This window comes from Streptococcus oralis (assembly GCF_001579025.1).
GTDB classification, from domain to species: Bacteria; Bacillota; Bacilli; order Lactobacillales; family Streptococcaceae; genus Streptococcus; species Streptococcus oralis_X.
In genome coordinates, this window is the sequence record NZ_KQ970236.1 from 66,101 (window position 1) to 87,631 (window position 21,531).

At 41.9% G+C, this 21,531-nt stretch carries 20 protein-coding genes and 2 pseudogenes; 20 read left to right on the top strand and 2 right to left on the bottom strand.

Annotated elements, in window-relative coordinates; all coding sequences use genetic code 11:
* Window positions 1-195: 195 nt before the first annotated feature.
* The 10 genes from SORDD27_RS06595 to mnmG all read left to right on the top strand — a co-directional run bounded on the left by SORDD27_RS06595 (window position 196) and on the right by mnmG (window position 11,366).
* On the top strand, window positions 196-480 hold the full coding sequence (locus SORDD27_RS06595; RefSeq protein ID WP_000737528.1) for a lactococcin 972 family bacteriocin: 285 nt from the start codon (window positions 196-198) through the stop codon (window positions 478-480).
* A gap of 54 nt (window positions 481-534) precedes the next feature.
* Window positions 535-2,643: a bacteriocin-associated integral membrane family protein gene (locus SORDD27_RS06600; RefSeq protein ID WP_000724250.1), complete on the top strand. Its 2,109-nt coding sequence runs from the start codon at window positions 535-537 to the stop codon at window positions 2,641-2,643.
* A complete protein-coding gene (locus tag SORDD27_RS06605; protein ID WP_000593109.1) occupies window positions 2,640-3,269 on the top strand; it encodes an ABC transporter ATP-binding protein in 630 nt (209 codons plus the stop codon). Before SORDD27_RS06600 ends, SORDD27_RS06605 begins: the two co-directional genes overlap by 4 nt.
* 228 nt (window positions 3,270-3,497) lie before the next feature.
* On the top strand, window positions 3,498-4,304 hold the full coding sequence (locus SORDD27_RS06610; RefSeq protein WP_061428190.1) for an ABC transporter substrate-binding protein: 807 nt from the start codon (window positions 3,498-3,500) through the stop codon (window positions 4,302-4,304).
* Window positions 4,305-4,319: 15 nt separating this feature from the next.
* Window positions 4,320-5,516 (top strand): argininosuccinate synthase, encoded by a 1,197-nt coding sequence (locus SORDD27_RS06615; RefSeq protein WP_061428192.1) that lies wholly within the window; start codon window positions 4,320-4,322, stop codon window positions 5,514-5,516.
* A 27-nt stretch (window positions 5,517-5,543) separates the two neighbouring features.
* Entirely contained in the window at window positions 5,544-6,935 is a 1,392-nt protein-coding gene (gene argH / locus SORDD27_RS06620) for an argininosuccinate lyase (protein ID WP_001125693.1), read from the top strand.
* A gap of 370 nt (window positions 6,936-7,305) precedes the next feature.
* The gene (gene mnmA, locus SORDD27_RS06625) at window positions 7,306-8,427 is read left to right on the top strand and encodes a tRNA 2-thiouridine(34) synthase MnmA (protein ID WP_007520866.1); all 1,122 of its coding nucleotides are present in this window, start codon (window positions 7,306-7,308) and stop codon (window positions 8,425-8,427) included.
* Window positions 8,428-8,567: 140 nt separating this feature from the next.
* Window positions 8,568-9,023, top strand: coding sequence for an NUDIX hydrolase (locus tag SORDD27_RS06630; protein WP_061428194.1), 456 nt, complete (start codon window positions 8,568-8,570; stop codon window positions 9,021-9,023).
* 8 nt (window positions 9,024-9,031) lie between these two features.
* Window positions 9,032-9,463 (top strand): NUDIX hydrolase, encoded by a 432-nt coding sequence (locus tag SORDD27_RS06635; protein ID WP_061428196.1) that lies wholly within the window; start codon window positions 9,032-9,034, stop codon window positions 9,461-9,463.
* Entirely contained in the window at window positions 9,453-11,366 is a 1,914-nt protein-coding gene (gene mnmG, locus SORDD27_RS06640; RefSeq protein ID WP_061428198.1) for a tRNA uridine-5-carboxymethylaminomethyl(34) synthesis enzyme MnmG, read from the top strand. The genes SORDD27_RS06635 and mnmG overlap by 11 nt, the downstream gene beginning before the upstream one ends.
* A gap of 37 nt (window positions 11,367-11,403) precedes the next feature.
* Here the strand turns inward: mnmG and rnjA are convergent, their stop codons facing one another.
* Window positions 11,404-13,086: a ribonuclease J1 gene (rnjA, locus tag SORDD27_RS06645; protein ID WP_061428200.1), complete on the bottom strand. Its 1,683-nt coding sequence runs from the start codon at window positions 13,084-13,086 to the stop codon at window positions 11,404-11,406.
* Window position 13,087: 1 nt separating this feature from the next.
* Window positions 13,088-13,321 carry a DNA-dependent RNA polymerase subunit epsilon gene (locus SORDD27_RS06650; protein WP_000639581.1) on the bottom strand — a complete coding sequence of 78 codons (234 nt, stop codon included), beginning with the start codon at window positions 13,319-13,321 and terminating at the stop codon, window positions 13,088-13,090.
* A gap of 999 nt (window positions 13,322-14,320) precedes the next feature.
* Between SORDD27_RS06650 and SORDD27_RS06655 the strand changes: the two genes are divergently transcribed.
* From SORDD27_RS06655 to SORDD27_RS06705, 10 genes and pseudogenes are all read left to right on the top strand, one after another.
* On the top strand, window positions 14,321-14,536 hold the full coding sequence (locus SORDD27_RS06655) for a hypothetical protein (RefSeq protein WP_061428202.1): 216 nt from the start codon (window positions 14,321-14,323) through the stop codon (window positions 14,534-14,536).
* Between the two features lie 329 nt (window positions 14,537-14,865).
* Window positions 14,866-15,549 (top strand): tRNA (adenosine(37)-N6)-threonylcarbamoyltransferase complex dimerization subunit type 1 TsaB, encoded by a 684-nt coding sequence (tsaB, locus tag SORDD27_RS06665; protein ID WP_061428206.1) that lies wholly within the window; start codon window positions 14,866-14,868, stop codon window positions 15,547-15,549.
* The gene (gene rimI / locus SORDD27_RS06670; protein WP_061428208.1) at window positions 15,546-15,983 is read left to right on the top strand and encodes a ribosomal protein S18-alanine N-acetyltransferase; all 438 of its coding nucleotides are present in this window, start codon (window positions 15,546-15,548) and stop codon (window positions 15,981-15,983) included. Before tsaB ends, rimI begins: the two co-directional genes overlap by 4 nt.
* Entirely contained in the window at window positions 15,973-16,983 is a 1,011-nt protein-coding gene (gene tsaD / locus SORDD27_RS06675; protein ID WP_061428210.1) for a tRNA (adenosine(37)-N6)-threonylcarbamoyltransferase complex transferase subunit TsaD, read from the top strand. The genes rimI and tsaD overlap by 11 nt, the downstream gene beginning before the upstream one ends.
* Before the next feature lie 103 nt (window positions 16,984-17,086).
* The gene (locus SORDD27_RS06680) at window positions 17,087-17,950 is read left to right on the top strand and encodes an XRE/MutR family transcriptional regulator (RefSeq protein WP_061428212.1); all 864 of its coding nucleotides are present in this window, start codon (window positions 17,087-17,089) and stop codon (window positions 17,948-17,950) included.
* A 115-nt stretch (window positions 17,951-18,065) separates the two neighbouring features.
* Entirely contained in the window at window positions 18,066-18,734 is a 669-nt protein-coding gene (locus SORDD27_RS06685) for a CPBP family intramembrane glutamic endopeptidase (protein WP_061428214.1), read from the top strand.
* Between the two features lie 169 nt (window positions 18,735-18,903).
* Window positions 18,904-19,578, top strand: a pseudogene (locus SORDD27_RS10520) (lysostaphin resistance A-like protein).
* A 189-nt stretch (window positions 19,579-19,767) separates the two neighbouring features.
* Window positions 19,768-20,376 (top strand): hypothetical protein, encoded by a 609-nt coding sequence (locus SORDD27_RS06695; protein WP_061428216.1) that lies wholly within the window; start codon window positions 19,768-19,770, stop codon window positions 20,374-20,376.
* Between the two features lie 176 nt (window positions 20,377-20,552).
* Window positions 20,553-21,210, top strand: a pseudogene (locus tag SORDD27_RS06700) (AzlC family ABC transporter permease).
* Window positions 21,200-21,523 carry an AzlD domain-containing protein gene (locus SORDD27_RS06705; protein WP_000253936.1) on the top strand — a complete coding sequence of 108 codons (324 nt, stop codon included), beginning with the start codon at window positions 21,200-21,202 and terminating at the stop codon, window positions 21,521-21,523. Before SORDD27_RS06700 ends, SORDD27_RS06705 begins: the two are co-directional and overlap by 11 nt.
* Window positions 21,524-21,531 lie beyond the last annotated feature (8 nt).

Here is a 21,531-nt window from a genome sequence, read left to right on the forward strand (position 1 = left end):
AATGTATAAAAAAGTATATCGTCTGTTGTTATTTATGTTATGGATGGTTATTTTCTTCCCTTGGGGATGGCTCTTATAAAATTTTGATTAAGTAAAAGAAAGGAAGGTGAGTCCAATGGACTTCGATGTTTACAAATGAATCAATTCATCTGTTTCTGTGAAACAGTTCAAGATATAAGATGTGAGGAAAATATCATGAAAAAATTAGTAAAAATTGGTGTAGCAACCGTAATGGCATGTGGTTTGCTTGCTACTACAAATGTTTTGGCAGTATGGGTAGGTGGTGGTCAATGGAACTATGGAGTAGGTTGGACAGGAACTTTTGGATATTCTGATTATTTACATTCTACTCGATCTCATACAGCAACAGTCCGACATGGTGGTAGAATCTCTAGGGATCGTGAAACTCCCGGGGTTTGGGCTCAAGCTTCCCTTACTAAAATTCCGCCAACAGGATTAGAATATTTCTATGGATTTTAAGTGAAATTTTCCCTCTCCTGTTAGGAGAGGGAGAACTTTATTGGAGGTATCTTTATGAAAAAAATCAGTAATTTCTGTATGTTACTCCTGCTTCTCTGTACTACTTTTTTTGTTTTTAATGTAAACTACACACGAGAAGTGGTTCGGATTCAGGAAATGGGAAAGACAGCGAGTTCTTTGGATGTATACTTGAAAGATGTCAATGAACCTGCAGAATCTGTTCTTCGATTTTTTGAGGATGTATCAAAGGAGTACAAAGTCTCCATCATCAAAACAGACAGTGGTGATGAGGTGATCAAGTCTGGTGTTTTTGATAAAGATACCTTCCCCTACCAAGAGTTTGGACTTTCTTCCCTTGATTTTACCACAGATGGTGAGGGAGTTTACAGTAATAAAGAAATTTCCAATAAACTTGGTACGATTCCGACCTTTCTAAAAGCCAAACCTATTCAGCTTATGACTTTTCAAACCTATATCAAGGATACATCTCGTAGTTTAAATGGTCGCTATACGATAACTTCTACACAAAAGATGGACAAGGATAGGATTGTACAGAAATGGAGCGATTTTTTCAATATAGACCAGGCTACCTTGCTAGAGCCAAACTATAAAAGTGCAGTGGAAGTCTTAAATCGAGATTTGCTCTTATCTGCTATTATTTTTGTCTTGGCTATTTTGCTTCTTGTCTTAGTAACAGTGTATCAGCCGATGATGGAGATGAAAAGAGTTGGGGTACAAAAATTACTTGGTTTTCAAGATCGGGCTGTTTTAGCTGATGTTGTGAAAGGCAACCTCTACCTCCTCCTAGGTGGGGCGCTTGTGATCAATCTAGGAGTGTGTTTCTTGCTTGATTATAAGCCGAAAGATTTGTTCCCTATGCTGTGGTTGTCTCATTTTTTGCTTTTGCAGCTTTATCTCTTTATCAGTTGGTTGACTTATCTCTTAATCCAAAAAATGACAATCAGCTCTCTGCTGAAAGGTTTTTCATCTTTCAAATTTGGTTTACTCTTTAATTATTTGATGAAAATTGGAACCACCATTTTACTGACAGTCTTGCTAGTTGGGGTGGGGAAAAGTTTGGAGCAAGAAAACAAAGAGTTGGATTACCAGAAACAGTGGATCAGTCAAGGAAATTATCTGACCTTAGAAACTTTCCAACTCAATGATAACCTGTGGCAAGAGCAGTTGGCAGGCTCAGGGCAAGCAGTGGATTATTTCTATCGATTTTATCTGGATTTGGTAGAAAAAACGCAGGCGGGCTATGTGCAAAGTAGCAGTCTTCCTGTAAAAAATTTTGTCAAATCAGAACAGATTCAGCAATATCAGTTAACAGATACGGTGGATGTGTACTATGCTAATCGCAATTTTCTAAAGAGCAAGGGATTCAAGTTACCCGATACCGGCACTAAAAAAGTTATTTTGATGCCAGCAAGTACGAAAGGTGAAGAAGAGAAAAACCAGCTCTTGGGGAAGTTGATTACCTATCAATCAATGAAGTATGAAGAGCAGCAAAAACGAAGGATAGAGGAGGTGGATGTCGAGATTGCCTATTATGAAGGAGATTGGTCATTTTTCCCTTATAACGAGAAGCGAAAGGAAAATCTCTACAATCCAATTATTAGCTTGGTCAATGATTCTGATATGATGTGGGATGAAAAAGCTTCCCTGTCAACAACAGGTTTAAATAATCCCATTAAAATCGAAAATACAGCTCAACATCAAAAAGAGGTGACAGCGTTAGTTGAGAAATTATCAGATGGGAATTATTTAAAATTTTCATCTATTCAAGCCATTCAACAAGAGAAAGTAGATTCTTATCGAGATGCTGTTCGGAATTTCAACATACTCTTTGCTTTGGTTGGTCTTCTTAGTATGATGATTTCCTACTTCTTACTAGTAACAACTTTCTTATTGAAGCGAACAGATATTATTACCAAGAAGTTTATGGGCTGGAAATTGATAGATCGGTATCGTTCCTTGCTGGGTCTTCTATTAGCTGTCTATAGCCTTCCTTTTGTAGCCCTGCTATTCTTTACACAGGCACTTTTCCCGCTCCTACTTTTTGCAGGATTTACAGGCTTAGATATCCTGTTTGTGCTTTTCTTGGGTTCTAAGATGGAAAAACGAAATGTAGTGCAGTTATTGAAAGGGGATCACTTATGATAAAGTTGGAAAATGTTACGAAAACCATTGGGGAAAAAGTTATTTTGGAGAACTTATCTCTAAAAATTAACCAAGGAGATTTAGTTGCCATTGTTGGAAAAAGTGGCAGTGGCAAGTCAACCTTGTTAAATCTCTTGGGTTTGATAGATGGCGATTACAGTGGACATTATGAAATTTTCGGTCAGCAAAATGTACCTGTCAATTCTGTTAAGTCGCAAGCGATTATCCGCGAACATATCTCCTATCTGTTTCAAAACTTTGCTCTGATTGATAATGAAACAGTAGAGTATAATCTCATGCTCGCTCTAAAGTATGTAAAATTATCCAAGAAGGACAAAGTCAAAAAGATAGAAGAAATTTTAGAGAGAGTGGGATTGTCATCAACCCTACATCAGAAGGTTTCAGAGTTATCTGGAGGGGAACAGCAACGAATCGCAGTTGCTAGAGCCATTTTAAAACCGAGTCAGCTCCTGTTAGCAGATGAACCAACCGGCTCTCTAGACCCTGAAAATCGAGATTTGGTTTTAAACTTTCTCTTAGATATGAACAAGGAAGGGAAAACGGTCATTATCGTTACCCACGATGCCTATGTAGCTCAACAATGCCATCGAGTCATTGAATTGTGAAAGAGAATGTGGAGAGTTCGTTGATCTCTTCATCTTACCTGTAATTGGACAATTGTATTTTTAAAAACTCAAATAGTATAAATAAGCTTATTATATGTAAAAATATATCATATAATAAGCTTTTTCTTGATTTAAATGAAATAAAATACAGTTTTTTCTTGACAAACGAAAATGAGAAGAGTATTATTTATACAATAATAAAGTATAAAAATAAAAGGAGGCTCTTCTATGAATAAAGTGAAGAAGGTGTTGATGACGATGTTTGGTTTGCTTATGTTTCCCTTATTATTTGCTTGTAGTAACACTCAATCCCAAGGTGTTGAAGCCATTAAGGCTAAAGGAAAATTGGTGGTGGCCCTAAATCCAGAGTTTGCTCCATTTGAATATCAGAAATTGGTCGATGGGAAAAATCAGATTGTAGGTTCAGATGTTGAGCTAGCCAAAGCCATCGCAAAAGAACTAGGTGTAGAAGTGGAGCTCTCTCCAATGAGTTTTGACAATGTACTAGCTAGTCTTGATTCAGGTAAGGCCGATCTTGCCATATCAGGTGTTTCTAAAACGGAAGAGAGAAGTCAAGTTTACGATTTTTCAATTCCCTACTACACTTCGAAAAATAAGGTTATCGTAAGAAAATCTGAATTAACGAATTACCAATCAGTGAAGGATTTGGCTCAGAAAAAGGTTGGAGCGCAGAAAGGTTCTATCCAGGAAACTCTGGCTAAAGAAACCTTGCAGAATTCTTCTCTCGTTTCACTTCCTAAAAATGGAAATTTGATAACAGATTTAAAATCAGGGCAACTGGATGCGGTTATCTTTGAGGAACCAGTGGCGAAAGGATTTGTAGAGAATAATCCAGACCTAGCCATCGCTGAGTTTGATTTTGACAATGATAAAGAAGATTCCTACGCTGTTGCGATGAAAAAAGATAGTAAAGAATTAAAAGAGGCGGTTGACAAAACCATCCAGAAGTTGAAGGATTCTGGGGAGTTGGACAAATTGATTGACGATGCTTTTAAAGTCTCTATCGAAAAATAGAAAGAAGGAAGAGAAATGAGTAAGGAAAAAGTCATTTTAGCCTATTCAGGTGGATTGGATACATCGGTTGCTATTACATGGTTAAAAAAAGACTATAATGTAATCGCTGTTTGTATGGATGTGGGTGAAGGAAAAGATTTGGAGTTCATCCATGATAAAGCTCTCAAGGTTGGGGCTGTAGAGTCTTATGTCATTGATGTTAAGGAAGAATTCGCTAATGACTATGTTTTAGTGGCCCTTCAGGCACATGCCTACTATGAACAAAAGTATCCCTTGGTATCTGCTCTGAGTCGCCCTCTTATTTCAAAAAAACTCGTTGAAATAGCTCATCAGACGGGGGCAACCACAATTGCCCATGGTTGTACAGGTAAGGGAAACGACCAAGTTCGGTTTGAAGTCTCTATTGCGGCTTTGGATCCCAATTTAAAAGTAGTTGCGCCTGTTCGTGAGTGGAAATGGTCTCGTGAAGAAGAAATCCAATATGCCAAAGAAAACGGTGTTCCAGTTCCTGCTGACCTTGACAATCCTTACTCTGTCGATCAAAATCTTTGGGGTCGTGCAAATGAATGTGGTGTCTTGGAAAACCCTTGGAACCAAGCGCCAGAAGAAGCATTTGGGATCACATCTTCTCCAGAAGAGGCACCAGACAGTCCAGAATTTATTGACATTGAGTTTAGCTGTGGGGTGCCCATTTCCCTCAATGGAGAAAAGATGAAAGTGGCGGCTTTGATTCAAAAGCTCAATGAAATTGCAGGCAAACACGGTGTTGGTCGTATTGACCATGTGGAAAATCGCCTAGTCGGTATTAAGTCAAGAGAGATTTATGAGTGCCCAGGTGCTGTGACCTTATTGGCAGCTCATAAGGAGATTGAGGACTTGACTCTTGTGAGAGAAGTGGCTCATTTCAAACCCATTATCGAAAATGAGTTGTCCAATCTCATCTATAATGCCTTGTGGTTTAGCCCAGCAACTCAGGCTTTGATTGCCTATATCAAGGAGACACAGAAAGTTGTCAATGGAACTGCAAAAGTTAAACTTTACAAGGGAAACGCCCAGGTAGTGGCGCGGAAATCTCCAAATTCTCTTTACGATGAAAATCTGGCGACTTATACTAGTGCGGATACCTTTGACCAAGATGCGGCTGTTGGATTTATCAAGCTTTGGGGGCTTCCGACTAAGGTTTATTCAGAAGTTCAGAAAAATGTTGAGTAGTGACGCGATAGAAAGGGACGACAGGATATGCCGAAAAATACAAAATTATGGGGTGGTCGATTTGAAGGCACTGTGGAAGAGTGGGTAGAACAGTTCGGTGCGAGTATTTCCTTTGACCACCAGCTGGCAAAATTTGATTTGATGGGTTCCCTAGCTCATATTCAAATGCTAGGACAGACTGGCATTTTGAGCTTGGAAGAGGCAGAGCAGATCCAAGATGGTCTGCAAGCTTTGTTGCGAGATTTAGAGGCAGGAGAGCTTCATTTTGATATTGCAAATGAAGATATTCATATGAATATGGAAGTGTTACTGACAGAGAAAATCGGTCCTCTGGCTGGGAAACTGCACACGGCTCGTTCTCGGAATGACCAAGTCGCAACAGATATGCACTTATATCTAAAGGAGCAACTTGGCCATGTCTTGGATAAGTTGGCGAATCTGAACAGTGTTTTGCTGGATTTGGCTGAAAAACATGTGGAAACCATCATGCCAGGCTATACTCATTTGCAGCACGCCCAACCGATTAGTTTTGCCCATCATCTCATGGCTTATTACAATATGTTTCAAAGGGATAGCGAGCGCTTTGCATTTAACTTGAAACATACGGACCTATCTCCCCTGGGTGCGGCTGCATTGGCGGGGACAACTTTTCCAATCGATCGTCAATTATCGAGTGATTTATTGGGTTTCCAACACCCCTATACCAATTCCTTGGACGCAGTGAGTGACCGTGATTTCATCTTAGAATTTCTATCAAATGCCAGCATTTTGATGATGCATATGAGTCGTTTTTGTGAGGAAATCATCAATTGGTGCAGTTTTGAGTATCAGTACATTAGCTTGTCTGATAGCTTTTCAACGGGTTCGTCTATCATGCCCCAGAAGAAAAATCCTGATATGGCCGAATTGATTCGAGGGAAGACAGGACGAGTTTACGGGCACTTGCTTGGACTATTGACCGTCATGAAGTCTCTGCCTCTGGCTTATAATAAGGATTTGCAAGAGGACAAGGAAGGCATGTTTGATACAGTAGAAACGATTTTAAATTCTCTGGATGTGCTGGCAGGTATGCTATCGAGCATGCAGGTTAATGAGGCCAAAATGCAGCAATCCACAGAGAATGATTTTTCAAATGCGACCGAACTGGCAGATTATTTGGCTGAAAAAGGTCTTCCCTTTAGAGAAGCGCATGAAATTGTAGGGAAATTGGTTCTAGACTCTATCAAGCATAGTAAAAATATCCAAGATTGGGATTTGAAGGAGTTGCAAGTCTACCATCCCTTGATTGAAGAGGATATTTATATCTACTTGCGTCCAGAAACCGCTGTTCAGAGGAGAAATTCCTTAGGAGGAACCGGCTTTGAGCAAGTGAAATACCAGATAGAACAAGCGAAGAAAGAACTTAAAAGGGGAAATTGATTCGTTTGCAAAGTAAGAAAGAGAGGCTGAGATGATTTATCAGCCTCTTTCTTGTCTTCTCCAACCAAGCGTGTTATAATGAATACTGCTCAAGCGACCTTCAATCGTTAAAGCACACACGACCTTCAATCGTGAACTAGTCATTTCGTTTATCTTTTATTACGTCGTTAACTCGTCTTACCTAACTCGAGTTATGCCTGCGACTCGTTGCCTATCATATTTTCATTTTAAGATGATAGGCTAAAATGGTCTCCCAGACCATTTTACTCCTAAAAGCAAACGAAAAGACTATACTCGAAGAAATTCTATTGAAAGTCTTAGTAAATAGAATTTTGAGGGTATGAATAAACGAATAGATGGGAGACTTACCATGAGTGATAACTCTAAAACACGTGTTGTTGTGGGGATGAGTGGTGGTGTTGATTCGTCGGTGACGGCTCTCTTGCTTAAAGAGCAGGGTTACGATGTGATCGGTATCTTCATGAAGAACTGGGATGACACAGATGAAAACGGCGTCTGTACGGCGACCGAAGATTACAAGGATGTGGCTGCAGTGGCAGACCAGATTGGCATTCCTTACTACTCTGTCAATTTTGAAAAAGAGTACTGGGACCGCGTTTTTGAGTATTTCCTAGCGGAATACCGTGCAGGGCGCACGCCAAATCCAGACGTTATGTGTAACAAGGAAATCAAGTTCAAGGCCTTTTTGGATTATGCTATGACCTTGGGTGCAGACTATGTAGCGACTGGGCATTATGCTCGAGTGGCGCGTGATGAGGATGGCATCGTTCACATGCTTCGTGGCGTGGACAATGGCAAGGACCAGACCTATTTCCTCAGTCAACTTTCGCAAGAACAACTCCAAAAAACCATGTTCCCATTGGGACATTTGGAAAAGCCTGAAGTTCGCAGACTCGCAGAAGAAGCAGGACTTGCGACTGCTAAGAAGAAAGACTCGACAGGGATTTGCTTTATCGGAGAAAAGAACTTTAAAAACTTTCTCAGCAACTATCTGCCAGCTCAGCCTGGTCGCATGATGACTGTGGATGGTCGCGATATGGGTGAGCATGCCGGCCTTATGTACTATACGATTGGTCAGCGTGGCGGACTCGGTATCGGTGGCCAACACGGTGGTGACAATGCCCCTTGGTTCGTTGTCGGAAAAGATCTAAGCAAGAATATCCTCTATGTCGGCCAAGGTTTTTACCATGATTCGCTTATGTCAACCAGCCTAGAAGCCAGTCAAGTTCATTTTACTCGTGAGATGCCAGAGGAATTTACGCTAGAATGTACGGCTAAATTCCGCTACCGTCAGCCTGATTCTAAGGTGACAGTACATGTCAAAGGAGATAAGGCAGAGGTCATCTTTGCGGAACCGCAACGCGCCATCACACCAGGACAGGCAGTTGTCTTTTACGATGGCGATGAGTGTCTCGGTGGCGGTTTGATTGATAATGCTTATCGAGATGGACAGGTTTGTCAGTACATTTAGATTGACAAATTTTCTCAATTTGCTACAATAATAAAAGCAATAGAAATGATGGTCAAAGCTCATGGATGTTGCAGGCTTTTTTGTCCTGCACTTCTTTGGAGTTTTGACTGTTTTTGTGTCGTTTAAGGGAAAGGATAAAAATGACTCAACAAGACTTTCGGACAAAAGTAGGAAATACTGTTTTTGGTGTTCGGGCGACAGCCTTGATTCTCCAAAATGGCAAGCTCCTAGTTACTAAAGACAAGGGTAAATATTACACTATCGGCGGTGCGATTCAAGTCAATGAAAGCACGGAAGACGCGGTAGTCCGTGAAGTGAAGGAAGAACTAGGTGTCAAAGCTCAAGCTGGACAGCTAGCTTTCGTAGTTGAAAATCGTTTTGAACAAGACGGTGTTTCCTATCACAACATCGAGTTTCATTATCTGGTGAACTTGCTTGAAGATGCTCCATTGACCATGCAGGAAGATGAGAAGAGGCAGCCCTGTAAGTGGATTGACTTGGATAGGCTTGAGGGGATCAATCTAGTTCCAGCCTTTTTAAAAACAGCTCTACCAGAATGGGACGGCCAACTAAAACACATTCATCTTGAGGAATAGGAGAGAAAATGATGGTTAAGCTTATTGCCCATGTACTTGTTCATAGTGGTGGTGATTATTTACTCATTCAGCGTTCGGAAATTAAAAGAGGAGAACCCAACGTTTATCCAACTTACTGGGATATTCCTGGTGGCGGGGTTGAAAAGGGTGAACTTCCGCGAGATGGTGCTCTTAGAGAATGCATTGAAGAAGCGGGAGTTAGGCTAGATAGCAGTTCGCTCAAACTTCTTCACGAAGATAGTCAACTGGATACTTCTAAGGATACGGTTTTTACTCGCTTAGTTTATAAAGCAGACTGGGTTGGGGAGAAGCCAATTATCAGATTAGATCCTGAAGAGCATACACACTTTAAATGGGTTACTATGGATCAAGCTCTAGAGGAGGAGAAGTTAGTTCCTTATTTGCGAGAAATTTTTGAAAGGTTAAGAAATGACTTATAATTTTACGGAAGAATACGATATTATTGTAATCGGTGCGGGGCACGCTGGGGTGGAGGCATCTCTAGCTGCTAGCCGTATGGGCTGCAAGGTATTGCTTGCGACCATCAACATTGAAATGCTGGCTTTCATGCCTTGTAACCCTTCTATCGGTGGCTCTGCCAAGGGGATTGTCGTGCGTGAAGTGGATGCCCTTGGTGGTGAAATGGCTAAAACCATTGACAAGACCTACATCCAGATGAAGATGCTCAACACTGGGAAAGGTCCAGCTGTCCGTGCCCTTCGTGCGCAGGCTGACAAGGAGCTTTACTCTAAGGAGATGCGCAAGACAGTTGAAAATCAAGAAAATCTCACCCTTCGTCAAACCATGATTGATGAGATTTTGGTGGAAGATGGCAAGGTTGTCGGTGTTCGTACAGCAACTCATCAAGAATATGCTGCCAAGGCTGTTATCGTGACGACAGGGACTGCACTCCGTGGGGAAATCATCATCGGAGACCTCAAGTATTCGTCAGGTCCTAACCACAGTCTGGCTTCGATTAACCTTGCTGACAATCTCAAGGAACTGGGACTCGAAATTGGTCGTTTCAAGACAGGAACCCCTCCACGTGTTAAGGCTTCTTCTATCAATTACGATGTGACAGAGATTCAGCCAGGAGATGAAGCGCCAAATCACTTCTCCTACACTTCACGTGATGAGGACTATGTCAAGGACCAGGTGCCATGCTGGTTGACCTACACCAACGGTACCAGTCATGAGATTATCCAAAACAACCTCCACCGTGCGCCTATGTTTACAGGTGTGGTCAAGGGAGTGGGACCTCGTTACTGTCCATCAATTGAGGACAAGATTGTGCGCTTTGCGGACAAGGAACGCCACCAACTTTTCCTTGAGCCAGAAGGGCGCAATACAGAGGAAGTCTATGTCCAAGGTCTTTCAACCAGTCTGCCAGAGGATGTACAGCGTGAGTTGGTTCATTCTATCAAAGGTTTAGAAAATGCTGAGATGATGCGAACAGGTTATGCCATTGAGTATGACATGGTCTTGCCACACCAGTTGCGTGCGACTCTGGAAACAAAGAAAATCTCAGGACTTTTTACAGCTGGTCAGACAAATGGAACGTCAGGTTACGAAGAAGCTGCTGGTCAAGGGATTATCGCGGGTATCAATGCGGCTCTGAAAATCCAAGGCAAGCCTGAATTGATTTTGAAGCGCAGTGACGGCTATATCGGGGTGATGATTGACGACTTGGTGACCAAGGGTACCATTGAACCCTACCGTCTCTTGACCAGTCGTGCTGAATACCGTCTCATCCTCCGTCATGACAATGCCGATATGCGTTTGACTGAGATGGGGCGCGAGATTGACCTTGTGGACGATGAACGCTGGGCCCGTTTTGAAATCAAGAAAAATCAACTTGACAATGAGATGAAGCGCCTAGACAGTATTAAACTCAAGCCAGTCAAAGAAACCAATGCTAAGGTTGAGGAAATGGGCTTCAAGCCGTTGACAGATGCGGTGACAGCCAAAGAATTCCTTCGCCGTCCAGAAGTTTCTTACAAAGATGTGGTGGCCTTCATAGGGCCAGCTGCCGAGGACTTGGATGACAAGATTATCGAATTGATTGAAACAGAGATCAAGTACGAAGGCTATATTTCCAAAGCTATGGACCAGGTTGCCAAGATGAAACGCATGGAAGAAAAACGCATTCCAGCCAATATTGATTGGGATGATATTGATTCTATCGCGACAGAAGCCCGTCAGAAGTTCAAACTTATCAATCCAGAAACCATCGGTCAAGCTAGCCGTATTTCGGGAGTTAACCCAGCAGATATTTCTATTTTGATGGTCTATCTTGAAGGTAAAAATCGTAGTATTTCTAAAAATCAAGAAAAGAAAGCATAGAGAAAAACAGCTCCGAAGACGGGGCTGTTTTGTTGATTTATTCTTCTTCATCTGGTGTGAGGATCATCGGGATGATGATTGGTTCACGTTCTGTATTTTCATAGAGGAAAGGACGAATGGCGTTGACAATGGCACCATTGACAGATTGGATGCTGGCGTCTTTGTTCTTCAGTGCGATACGAATAGCATTGAAGAGGATGCGCTGACTTTGGCGAATCAAGTCCCCAGATTCTCTCATGTAGACAAAGCCTCGGCTGAGGATATCAGGCCCAGACAATATCATTTTAGACTTGAAGTCAACAGTTGCGACTGCTAGAACGACACCGTCTTCGGATAGATCACGACGATCTTTGAGGACAGCAGCGCCGATTTCACCGATACGATTTCCATCGACATAGATGTCTTGGGCATTGAAATGACCTGCGATACGAGCTGAGTCAGCAGTAAGGGCAAGCACATCACCATTGCTCATGATAAAGATATTGTCCTTCTCGACACCCGTATCCACCGCTAGTCCAGCATGGACTTTCTGCATGCGGTATTCACCGTGGACAGGCATGAAGTATTTGGGCTTAATCAAGCGGAGCATGAGTTTTTGCTCTTGCTGACCACCGTGTCCAGAGGTGTGGATATTGTTAATCTTACCGTGGATGACTTCGACACCAGCTTCAGAAATGATGTTAATCAACTTGTTGACGCTAGTAGTATTTCCAGGGATTGGGCTAGAAGAGAAGATAACGGTATCGCCGGGTTGGAGTTGCACTTGACGGTGGGTTCCGTTAGCGATACGAGAGAGGGCTGCCATCGGCTCGCCTTGACTACCTGTACAGAGGATCAGAACCTCGCCTGCAGGGTAGTCTTTGATTTCATTTGGCTCGATAAAGGTTCCCTTAGGAGCTTTGATGTAGCCAAGCTCGATACCGTTGACAATGGCCTTTTCCATAGAACGACCAAAGACAGCAATCTTGCGTCCAGTCTTAACAGCGGCATCCGTTGCCTGCTGGAGACGGAAGATATTTGAGGCAAAGGATGCAAAGATGATGCGTCCTTCAATGCCTTGGATAATCTTCATGATGGACTGACCAACGACTTTTTCAGAGTTGGTAAAGGTTGGCACTTCTGCATTTGTCGAGTCAGAGAGGAGGCAGAGCACACCCTCTTCACCAAGGGCTGCCATTCGGTGCAAGTCTGCAGGTTCTCCAACTGGTGTAAAGTCGAACTTGAAGTCACCCGTACAGACGATTTTTCCTTGAGGAGTATGAATGACAATTCCCAAAGGCTCTGGAATGGAGTGAGTGGTTCTAAAGAAAGTTGCCTTGAGATTTTTAAAGGTCAACTCAGTGTTGTGGTTGATTTCGTAAAGTTTGGCGTTGCGCAAGAGGCCGTGTTCTTCAAGTTTTCCACGGATCAAAGCCAGGGCAAGTGGACCAGCGTAGATAGGGACATTTGCTTGCTTGAGTAGGAAAGGAATCCCACCGATGTGGTCCTCGTGTCCGTGTGTGATCAAAACGGCCTTGACGCGGTCAATATTGTCCACGATGTAAGAGTAATCAGGAATGACATAGTCGATACCCAGCAAGTCATCTTCTGGGAATTTAATCCCAGCATCGACGATGATAATCTCATCTTGGTATTCAATTCCGTAAGTGTTTTTCCCGATTTCTCCCAGACCACCGATGGCAAAAACGCCGACTTCTTCAGGTTTAAGAGTGTAGGCCATATTAGAACTCCGTAATCTCGAAAGCGCCAGTTTCTTTCTCGTAATCTAGCAATTTGTCAGACAAGAGTTCGATAAATTCGATATTGTACTCTGGGCGGTTTTCTTCGACAAGTTGGCGAGCAGCGATACGTCCCTCAAGTTCTGAGTTGGCATCGATGTCTAGGTAAAGTGAGCGTGTTGTTTCACGACGTGGGCTACGTTCTTTTGTTTCTTGATAAAAAACTTTGTAAATCATATAGTTCCTTTCTATTTACAGGTCAGCTTATTCCAAACTTTTAGTAGAGATTTGCTTGATTTCATTCCATTTTGTGTCTAGATTGACCTTGATTCGTTACAATTATTTCAATTATACCACAAAATGAAAAATTAGTAAAAGACGGAAATGGAGAAAGTCTGGAGGGGAAGAAGGAGCAAAAAGACAGGTAGGATTTGGTCGGAGTGCACTTAGGTGTTATAATTAAAGGGGGAATCTATGGAGATAGTAGGTTTGAGGAAGAATACAGTTCTAGTTTCATTAATCGTTGGTGTAGATGGTTGGGGCAGAATGATATCTTTGAAAAAAGAAAAACTCTTGAGAAATCTCAAGAGCAAATAAAAAGGCTGAGACAAAATTAAGGGATCTTTCTGAGCAAGCTCAAGGGGCAGCACCATTACCTGAAGTGATTGAATCACAACCTTTGAAAGACTTGTCACCAAGTCAGACCAAATCTCAACCTTTACCCTATTTTATCATCTATGAGGCTAAGAAGTCAATCTATAAGTATAACGATGTAGAAATAGCATGGAGTGGAGCGCTTACTAAAAGGTAAAGACAAGCACTTAATTTAAGAGTAAACAAAAAGAGAGGATCAATGGTAGTCAGGGGTCTTTACAGCTCAAAGCTGAGGGCAGTCCCACACCCGTACCAGAAGTTGGTACCTTTGAACGCTCTGTTACCAGTCGCCCTACGTTATCCTCTCAATATTTATATTTTACTATAACTTACTGAGGGAATCAACTTTAAAAGCATCAAAAAGCTCCTGACCGAAGTCAAGAGCCGTCAAACACTGGGGGCGAATTGTTCAATCGCAATTTCAGTTCTTTAGAAACCAAAGTTTCAGGGATAGCACTGCAACCCGAGGAGTCAGCGACTCAACCTGATTTTCCTACCAATGTTGAATTACATTTTAACATTGATAGACCGATATTGTCAACAGTTTATATAAAAATAGGAATACCAAAAGGAGGATTAAGAATGTTTAGTTTGTTTGAATTTGCGATAGGAGCTCGCCTCTTGGTGTTTATAGTCTTTGTAGCTTGTGTCTATGGGGGGAATGCCTTGTTTGTGCATCTGGAACACCGTAAAACAAAATTCCTTTGGAAGCTTGCTTTTGTGACGCTCTATTCAATTTTTCTCCTCCTTGTAACCTATGTTGTCTGGCTCGTTGTCTACTTTGGTTTAAATGCCTAAAGTCAATTATTCATCTAGATATACAGAAAATCCACCTCGTCTTGATAGATGGGATGGACTTTTTCTATTTTTAGGTGATATCCTTATGTTTACGATGATCTCTCGTATCGAATATCGAGTCAAAGTATATATGTTTTATCTAAACTTCTTATGGCGATCCTTTCAATTCCTTGTTCACTTTTCTATTCAAAAAAGCTACAACTTTTTTGAATTTGTTGTGTGGAATTGCTTGTCTAAGTGGCAGGCCCTTTTGTTTCAAAACAAAGAAAATTCCCTTGCGCTGGCTTTTGTAGTATAATAGTAAACAGATAAAAAGATAGGAATGTGTTATGAAAGTATTAGCTTTTGATACGTCCAGCAAGGCTCTTTCTCTAGCCATTTTAGAGGACAAGCAGGTTCTTGCCGAGACGACGATTAATATCAAGAAAAATCACAGTATTACCCTCATGCCTGCCATCGATTTTTTGATGGCAAGTTTGGATTGGACATCCAAGGATTTGGATCGAATCGTGGTAGCTGAAGGACCAGGTAGTTATACTGGCTTACGAATCGCGGTAGCAACTGCTAAGACCTTGGCTCATACCCTGAACATTGAGTTGGTTGGTATGTCTAGCCTCTTGGCTCTGGTACCAAGCCAGAAAGAAGGCTTACTTGTTCCCCTGATGGATGCGCGTCGCAACAATGTTTATGCAGGATTTTATGAAAATGCCAAACCTGTCATGTCAGAAGCACACCTGTCCTTTGCGGAAGTGCTAGAAAAAGTCACGGATGCTGACCAGGTGACCTTTGTTGGAGAGGTTGGAACCTTTGTGGAGCAGATTCAAGAACACTTGCCACAAGCCAACTACCAAGAAAGCTTACCTAATGCAGCTAATCTTGCTCTTTTGGCTTGGGATAAGGAAGCAGGCTCCTTACATGACTTTGTGCCGAATTACCTCAAGCGTGTCGAAGCCGAGGAAAATTGGCTCAAGAACCACACCGAGTCTGGTGAGTCCTACATTAAACGCCTATGATAGAAATCAAAAGAATCCAAAGACAGCCTGACCTAGCTCAATCTATCTATGCTGTCATGGCAGCTGTTTACCCAGTCAGTCCTTGGACGCTGGAACAAATCCAAGCAGACCTGTCCCAAGACCAGACTTGGTATGCTGTGGCTTTGGACGGAGCAGAAGTGATTGGCTTTCTAGCCGTGCAGGAGAATCTTTTTGAGGCAGAAGTCCTGCAAATCGCTGTCAAAAAAGCCTATCAGGGTCAGGGAATTGCGTCAGCCTTGTTTGCTCAATTGCCAACGGATAAGGAGATTTTCCTCGAAGTCAGAAAGTCAAACCAACGAGCGCAAGCATTTTACAAGAAAGAAAAGATGGCGATCATCGCTGAGCGAAAGGCTTACTATCATGACCCAGTCGAGGACGCCATCATTATGAAGAGAGAAATAGATGAAGGATAGATATATTTTAGCATTTGAGACATCCTGTGATGAGACCAGTGTTGCCGTACTGAAAAACGATGACGAGCTCTTGTCCAATGTCATTGCGAGTCAAATTGAGAGTCACAAACGTTTTGGGGGCGTAGTGCCAGAAGTAGCTAGTCGTCACCATGTCGAGGTCATTACAGCCTGTATCGAGGAGGCTCTAGCAGAAGCAGGAATTACCGAAGAGGATGTAACGGCTGTGGCTGTTACCTACGGACCAGGCTTGGTCGGAGCACTGCTAGTTGGTTTGTCAGCTGCCAAGGCCTTTGCTTGGGCTCATGGACTTCCGCTGATCCCCGTGAATCACATGGCTGGTCACCTCATGGCGGCTCAGAGCGTTGAGCCTTTGGAGTTTCCCTTGCTAGCTCTCTTGGTCAGCGGTGGGCACACGGAGTTGGTCTATGTTTCTGAGGCTGGGGATTATAAGATTGTTGGGGAAACGCGGGACGATGCAGTTGGTGAGGCTTATGATAAGGTCGGCCGTGTCATGGGCTTGACCTATCCTGCAGGTCGCGAAATTGATGAGCTAGCTCATCAGGGGCAAGATATTTATGATTTCCCTCGTGCCATGATTAAGGAGGACAATCTAGAGTTTTCATTCTCAGGTTTGAAGTCTGCCTTTATCAATCTTCACCACAATGCCGAGCAAAAGGGAGAAAGCTTGTCCAAGGAAGACCTGTCAGCGTCCTTCCAAGCAGCAGTCATGGATATTCTTATGGCCAAAACCAAGAAAGCCATAGAAAAATACCCTGTTAAAACCCTAGTCGTGGCCGGTGGCGTGGCTGCTAATAGAGGCCTCAGAGAACGTCTGGCAACCGAGATCACAGATGTCAAGGTTATCATCCCACCTCTACGCCTTTGCGGAGACAATGCAGGTATGATTGCCTATGCTAGCGTCAGCGAGTGGAACAAAGAAAACTTTGCAGGCTTGGACCTCAATGCCAAACCGAGTCTCGCCTTTGATACCATAGAATAAAGAGTCAGCTTGAAGCTGGCTTTTTTACTCCGGAAACTGTCAGAATATTTTGACAAATATGTAAAAATGATGATATAATATGTAAAAATTAGGAGGTGGTCAGATGATTGAGAGAATGGAATTGGGAGAATTTTTCAAGGAATTGCGCCTGGCGAGAAAACTCAAGCAGTCAGATGTGGCTTGTGATGGCCTGACAGCATCCCAGTTATCCAAGTTTGAACTGGGACAGTCTATGCTATCTGCGGATAAACTGATACTAGCTATCCAAGGGATAAATGTGACCTTCGATGAGTTTGGACACAAGCTTAATAACTATCAAGAATCCCCACATATGCGAATTGGTAGAAGGGTTGTGGATCGCTTTGCCCATCAAGATATTGCTGGCTTAGAGCAACTGTTGGAGGAAGTCGAGCAAGAACAGATGGCGCAGACCTATCGTCGTTTGAATGCTATTGTGATTAAAAATGCCATCCATTCCTTAGATAAAAACTATCCGCTAGAAGAGGAGGATAGGGAGTTTTTGACTACTTATCTCTATGCTATTGAATCTTGGACCTGGTTTGAACTCTATCTTTTTTGCAATACCATGCCTTTCTTAAGTAATCAAGATCTGATTTTTTTATCCACCTCTTTACTTGAAAAATCCAAGGAATTTAAAGAATTAGCACACAATAGACTGTATATGAAAAGTGGCTTTCTGAATATCATATCAGAGCTCATGGAGCGCAAACTTTTTTATTATATCCCAATCTTTGAAGCCGAGTTGGAGAGTATGCTTCGACCATACGATGTTTTTGAGAAATTATTGTGGCAGTTTTTAAAGAAGATGAGCATTTTCCTTCAAACTAAGGGGAGCAATCAAAAAGAGATTGAAGACTTTATCCAATCTCTGAAAATATTAGAAAATCCACAATTAACAGCCCTTTTTGAATTGCGTTTGCAGCAATATAAAGACCTTATCGATTAACAAACAATCGCAAAAATGAAATTTCTATAAGAAAAAATGTCAAATATGCGATTTTCTAAAATAGGGCATTTTTCGTGTTATACTGTCTTTATTTCATAGTATAGGAGAAAATAAAATGAAAAAGATAATCTCACGCTACTACTTTTTTATAGCTGTTCTACTTGTCATTGCTGACCAGTTCTTCATTCGTTTGCTTTTACATAGCGATCTTGCTGCTGGTCTATCTGACTTTGCCTATTATTTGTCGGATATGCTGTTGAATTTTCTTGTGGTTTTGCTTGCTATTACTGTTATGGTTTGGTCAGGTAAATGGCAGAAAATTAACAGTCGAAAATTTAGAGGTTCCTATCTTTTTAATACCTTTTTAGCTCTGCTTGCTTTTGTTGTTTGGAATTTCGTCACCTTTTTTCTTTTCCCACCTACCAAAAATGAAATTGCTTATCAACTGGATGTCCCTACTTTTACAGGAGCTACAGCATTTTTGATGTATTTTTTCTATCCTGTGATTGCAGGTCCTATTTTTGAAGAGATGATTTATCGTGGATTGGTGATGACTGCTCTGGAAAAAGGAAAGAAATGGGGACTGGATGTGCTCGGATCTGCTACTTTGTTTGGAATCTTGCACATTAGTAATCACGGTTGGGTCTTGACTGACTTTGTCTTCTATATGGGTGGAGGTCTTATATTTGCAGTCTTGTTTAGAGTAACTAAGTCAATTTATTGGTCTATTGGGCTGCACATAGTCTACAATGGGATTGGTCAGATTCTCCCCTTGTTGTTTTAGAGTTTTTCAATAATCCTAATTAGCAAAAGAGAACACTAGCTGTGACATAGAAATTCCCGAGTCAGTTTGTAGTATTGGACCAAGCCCTTACGGAGCTTTTGATTGGGTGAAAGGACTCTGGGCAGGCTTGGCTGAAAGAAGACGCAAATAAAACTTAAAAGGATCAACTATGAAAAGGAAAGAAACGAAATTTTATTTAGGGACAATTTTGGTGCTCGTGTCCTATTACTCGATTTTTAATCTTGTAGCAAAATTAGACTCAGTGAACCAGTTATCCGATTTTGGATTTTATGGGATTCAAATTTTATTTATAGTAATTGAGGGAATTGCTGCTACTGCACTTCTTGTAAAGAGTCAACGTTGGAAAGAGTAAGGTCGATTCCAGTTCCGTTGGTCGTATCTGGGTATCTTCTTTCTTTTCTTTCTATTGATGTTTTTGTGGGTAAATATAACGACTCAGATCTTTCCCAGCACGCAAAATGGGAGTGCAATTGTGAAAGAAGCAGCTAATTTGACAGGAATTAGTTACTTTGTAACGCGCATTCTCTATGGCAGTCTCATTGCTCCGATAGTTGAAGAATTGGTCTTTCGTGGGCTTCTGATGACAGCACTATCTAAATTGAAAAAGTACTATATAGATGTCATCGTTTCCTCCACTCTCTTTAGTCTCATTCATGTTTTGCAGTATGGATGGGTGTTAACAGACTTCATCATTTATGCTGGAGCAGGTCTGCTACTCTGTATATTTTTTCGTTATACACGTTCAGTTTATTGGTCAATGGCACTTCACATCTTGTGGAATAGTTTCTTAATTATTGTCAGTTTACTGGTGTTTGGGTATTAGATTTAGCAGAAATTTTTACATCACATAGATAAGGCTGGCGCTCCAGTCTTTTTATTATCTCCAATATCTAATAATAGTTCTTGCTCAATTCCTTGTTACCTTAAATGAAAAAGTAATTTTAGAATTTAACCACGGAATCCGACTCTATCAAAGTTTGTCAATCATAGCCTTTTTTAGTATAGTAGAAATATGAAATTTACAAAAATAATCAGTAGTTTGCTTTCTCTTGGAGCTTTACTCATGCTTTTATCAGCTTGCCAGAATATCAAAAAGGCACAACTGGTCTTGTTTGAATCCCTTTCGTTCGGTATGTCTCCTAAATCTGTTGAAGAAGTATTGGGAAAGGCTAGCGAGGTGGAGGAAGAAGAGGAAATGGCCTATCGTGATACTTGGCGTGCAGAAGACCCGTATTTCTATAAAACAGGCCGCCTTTTCTATCACTATGAGCAGATTACTTTGAAAGGCTATCCAGGCCGAGCGACCTTTACATTTTCAAAATCGCATCACTTGGAAACAGTAGCGGCTTATTTTCCCGTTACCTCAAAAGCTGAGCAGGAAGCATTGATCAATAACTTATCCCAGACTGTAAAAAAAGAACTTGAAGAACTCCCAGATTACCAGTCCATGACAACTGATACAGTAGGTCTCTATGATGACGGTTATCGCTACAAGGTCAAGTTGAAGGGACAACAGTGGGAGCTCTGGGTTGATGTCTATCCAACAGAAAATAAATATGCTACAGACACAGAAACCGATAAGTATACTATCCGAGTGGATCAATTTCTTATGTATCCATGATGCTTCCTCTTCAGCACTTTTTGCTGGCAATAGGTTTCGAATCCGAAACTTTTTTCTCTTCTTTGAATATGTTATAATAGTCCATGCTGTGGCTGTGATGACGAACAGCCGCAATTGGAGAGAATATGAGGAGAAGGATGAAAGAAAAAGGATTTTGGGAAGGTGTTCAGGCGGCCATGCCGACTGCTCTTGGCTATGTCAGCATTGGACTGGCTTGTGGGATTATTGGCGCACCTTATGTGACACCTGTTGAGATGGGCTTGATGAGCCTCTTTGTTTATGCTGGGAGCGCCCAGTTTGCTATGTTGGCACTGATTGCGGTACAAGCGCCTGTGGCAGCTATTGCTATGACTGTCTTTTTGATCAACTTGCGACTCTTTTTGCTGAGCCTGCATGCATCGACCTATTTCCGTCATACTAGTCTCTGGCAAAATATCGGCATGTCCAGTCTCCTGACAGATGAGACCTATGGGGTTTTGATGGGAGAATTAGCCCATACAGACAAGGTCCATCCCATGTGGATGCACGGGAACAATCTAAATAGTTATGTAGCCTGGTTTATTGGGACAGTTGCGGGGACAGCTTTAGGTGGGCTTCTGCCAAATCCTGAGGTCTTTGGCTTAGACTTTGCCCTTGTCGGAATGTTTATCGGGATTTTTACTTCGCAATTTCAGATTATGCAAAGACGGGTTCCTGTACGGAATCTGCTGTGGATCCTAGCCGTTGTTGCGGTGTCCTTCTTTTTGCTCTTGACAGTAGTGTCTCAGTCGCTAGCTGTTTTGTTTGCGACCTTGCTAGGTTGTACTATGGGGGGTGGTCTTAGATGGTCAGTAAATATCTTTTGTTAGCCGTTATCTTTTCAGGACTAGTGACTTGGATTCCCCGTATGATTCCCTTCATATTGGTTAAGTACAAGGGATTGCCAGCTATCGTCGAGCGTTTTTTGAAGTTTTTGCCTGTTTCCATTATCTTTGCCTTGATCCTTTCAAGCGTAGTGACTGGCAAGGTTGGGAGTCTTCCTCAAATCAAATGGTTGGACTTTTTAGCAGTCTTTCCAACGGCTTGGGTAGCCTTTCGCTACCGCAATCTAGTGGGTACGGTTCTTTTTGGAGTAGTCTTGATTGCAGTCTTGCGCCTGGTCTTTTAGTCAGCCAT

Bases quoted from the DNA above. Each gene is read 5' to 3' on its own strand.
- SORDD27_RS06635 (WP_061428196.1), top strand. From the start codon at position 9,032: ATGATGGTTAAGCTTATTGCCCATGTACTTGTTCATAGTGGTGGTGAT.
- SORDD27_RS06685 (WP_061428214.1), top strand. From the start codon at position 18,066: ATGAAAAAGATAATCTCACGCTACTACTTTTTTATAGCTGTTCTACTT.
- argH (WP_001125693.1), top strand. From the start codon at position 5,544: ATGCCGAAAAATACAAAATTATGGGGTGGTCGATTTGAAGGCACTGTG.
- SORDD27_RS06595 (WP_000737528.1), top strand. From the start codon at position 196: ATGAAAAAATTAGTAAAAATTGGTGTAGCAACCGTAATGGCATGTGGT.
- SORDD27_RS06630 (WP_061428194.1), top strand. From the start codon at position 8,568: ATGACTCAACAAGACTTTCGGACAAAAGTAGGAAATACTGTTTTTGGT.
- SORDD27_RS06605 (WP_000593109.1), top strand. From the start codon at position 2,640: ATGATAAAGTTGGAAAATGTTACGAAAACCATTGGGGAAAAAGTTATT.
- mnmG (WP_061428198.1), top strand. From the start codon at position 9,453: ATGACTTATAATTTTACGGAAGAATACGATATTATTGTAATCGGTGCG.
- tsaD (WP_061428210.1), top strand. From the start codon at position 15,973: ATGAAGGATAGATATATTTTAGCATTTGAGACATCCTGTGATGAGACC.
- SORDD27_RS06705 (WP_000253936.1), top strand. From the start codon at position 21,200: ATGGTCAGTAAATATCTTTTGTTAGCCGTTATCTTTTCAGGACTAGTG.
- SORDD27_RS06600 (WP_000724250.1), top strand. From the start codon at position 535: ATGAAAAAAATCAGTAATTTCTGTATGTTACTCCTGCTTCTCTGTACT.
- rnjA (WP_061428200.1), bottom strand. From the start codon at position 13,086: ATGGCCTACACTCTTAAACCTGAAGAAGTCGGCGTTTTTGCCATCGGT.
- SORDD27_RS06650 (WP_000639581.1), bottom strand. From the start codon at position 13,321: ATGATTTACAAAGTTTTTTATCAAGAAACAAAAGAACGTAGCCCACGT.
- rimI (WP_061428208.1), top strand. From the start codon at position 15,546: ATGATAGAAATCAAAAGAATCCAAAGACAGCCTGACCTAGCTCAATCT.
- mnmA (WP_007520866.1), top strand. From the start codon at position 7,306: ATGAGTGATAACTCTAAAACACGTGTTGTTGTGGGGATGAGTGGTGGT.
- SORDD27_RS06615 (WP_061428192.1), top strand. From the start codon at position 4,320: ATGAGTAAGGAAAAAGTCATTTTAGCCTATTCAGGTGGATTGGATACA.
- SORDD27_RS06695 (WP_061428216.1), top strand. From the start codon at position 19,768: ATGAAATTTACAAAAATAATCAGTAGTTTGCTTTCTCTTGGAGCTTTA.
- SORDD27_RS06680 (WP_061428212.1), top strand. From the start codon at position 17,087: ATGATTGAGAGAATGGAATTGGGAGAATTTTTCAAGGAATTGCGCCTG.
- SORDD27_RS06655 (WP_061428202.1), top strand. From the start codon at position 14,321: ATGTTTAGTTTGTTTGAATTTGCGATAGGAGCTCGCCTCTTGGTGTTT.
- SORDD27_RS06610 (WP_061428190.1), top strand. From the start codon at position 3,498: ATGAATAAAGTGAAGAAGGTGTTGATGACGATGTTTGGTTTGCTTATG.
- tsaB (WP_061428206.1), top strand. From the start codon at position 14,866: ATGAAAGTATTAGCTTTTGATACGTCCAGCAAGGCTCTTTCTCTAGCC.